Below are 2,047 nucleotides of genomic sequence, written 5' to 3' on the forward strand. Positions count from 1 at the left end.
GGCTTCCTCCTGCTGGGTGTAATCGCCGTGTTCGCACGGGCCAGGTCGCTAAGCAAACAGGCCAAAGAAGCGTCGTTGAAAGACGCCTGAAAACTTCCCCCAAGGCCCGCAGATAAAGGCGGGCCAAAACACCTCTGCTTAACTTCACTGTCTGCGCCTACTTGTCCCCCGTATCGAGTGAAACGAGTTCGTAGCAGAGGAACAAAATGATTTTGTACCACTGGTAATTGCGGCGTCGATGATCAGCGCAGTCTGAAAGTGGCGGTCCGCTCTCGTGTAGGCTTAATCCGCTTTTGCCAACAGAACTTAACCGTTCGGCTTTGCCAATGCGCCAAATTTCGAAACAGATGTTTCCAGCTTTGCACCAAGAAGTCGTGCAGAAAGCGATATGTTATGCGCATACGACACTAATGAGTGGCTAGGATCTCATGACACGTTCAAACAACCTCATTCTATTTGTAACTGACAATCACGCGTCAGACTTTCTGGGTGTAGCAGGTCACTCGAAGGTACAAACGCCGAATCTTGATCGATTGGCCACGCGGGGCGTCCAATTTCAGAATGCCTATGCTGCCACGACATTGTGCTGCCCTTCCCGGGCGGCCATGGCTACCGGGCGGTATCCACACCAGACCGGGTATTGGGACAACGCGACGATGTACGACGGCAAGGTCGAAACTTGGCATCATCGCTTGCGGGATGCGCAGGTGCCGGTCACCGCGATTGGCAAATTGCATTACCGCTCAGCCGAGGATGACAACGGCTTTTCTGAAGAAATTCATACAATGCACGTTGTAGACGGAATCGGATCTCCGCTGACCTTGTTGCGGGGTACGGATGAAGGCGTTCCAACACGGGGTGGTCATAAGGCGATCTATGGAAATTCTGGACCCGGTCAAACCGACTATCAGATTTATGACCGCCAGATCACCGAACGTGCAATTGACTGGCTGCGCGAAAATGCCGGTAACCCCGACCCTTGGGTCTTGATCGTGTCCTACCCCAGCCCTCATCCGCCGTTTTGCGCGGATCAGGAAAACTGGGCGCTATATCCGCCAGAGGACATGCCATTGCCCCCGACGTGGGATGCGAAGGATCGCTATGACCACCCCGCGATGGCCTATCTGGCGCGAATGAACCAGCTGCCTGAAGGTTTGGATGAATCATTCGCGCGAAACGCCTATGCGGGCTATTGCGCGCTGATTACCCAAACCGATGCAGAGATCGGCAAGGTGATCGACACGGCGGATGATCTGGGCCTGATCCGGTCGACTCGGATGATCTACACCTCGGATCATGGCGAAGCGATTTGTGCACATGGCATTCTGGGCAAGGCCAACCTTTATGAGCATTCGGCAGGTGTTCCTCTGATCATGGCCGGCCCGGGTGTGCCGCAGGGCAAAAAGGTAGCGGATTGCGTCAGCCATGTAGACTTGTTCCCAACGATGCTGGATCTGTTCGACCTGCCCACCGACAAAAGCCTGACGGGTCAATCGCTTTTGCGGGCCATCGACGGCTCAACGGAGGAGCGCCCCGCCTTTTCCGAATACCATGCTATGGGCAGCCTTAATTCCAGCTTCATGATCCGAAGCGGGAACTGGAAGCTGATTTACCACGTGGGAATGCGCAACCAGCTGTTTGACCTGGCCAATGATCCGCATGAAGGCGACGATCTGCTCGCAAACGAGCGTACCCATCCAAAAGAGGCGAAATTGGTTGCTCTGCTTCGCGACCTTGTTGACCCCGAAGCGCTGGACACTCGCAGCAAGGCCGATCAGCGCGCCCGGATCGAGGAATTGGGGGGTTTGAGCACAGTGAAATCCGCAGGTTCTATCGCGGCTTCACCCATCCCCGGCAAAGAGGTCAATTTGGAAAAGATCTGAAGCGCGGCGTCAATCGGCATCCAGTACCTTGTTCAAATCGTTCCTGTAGGCCAGAACCTCGTGCCGGATCGCGTCTTTTAAAAGTTCAGCGGCCCCTTCGACCTCACGGTCGAGGGGGACAACGAATCCGACCGGAACCGTTTGCCGAGTTTTGAGGCGGCGCA

The 2,047-nt window shown here is 55.3% G+C and carries 1 protein-coding gene; it reads left to right on the forward strand.

From position 1 onward, the window contains the following. Positions 1–428: 428 nt before the first annotated feature. A complete protein-coding gene (locus tag MHN28_RS24750) occupies positions 429–1,883 on the forward strand; it encodes a sulfatase-like hydrolase/transferase (protein ID WP_239345713.1) in 1,455 nt (484 codons plus the stop codon). Positions 1,884–2,047: the final 164 nt, after the last annotated feature.

It is taken from the genome of Ruegeria sp. Ofav3-42 (genome assembly GCF_022347725.1).
In the GTDB taxonomy this organism is placed as follows: Bacteria; Pseudomonadota; Alphaproteobacteria; order Rhodobacterales; family Rhodobacteraceae; genus Ruegeria.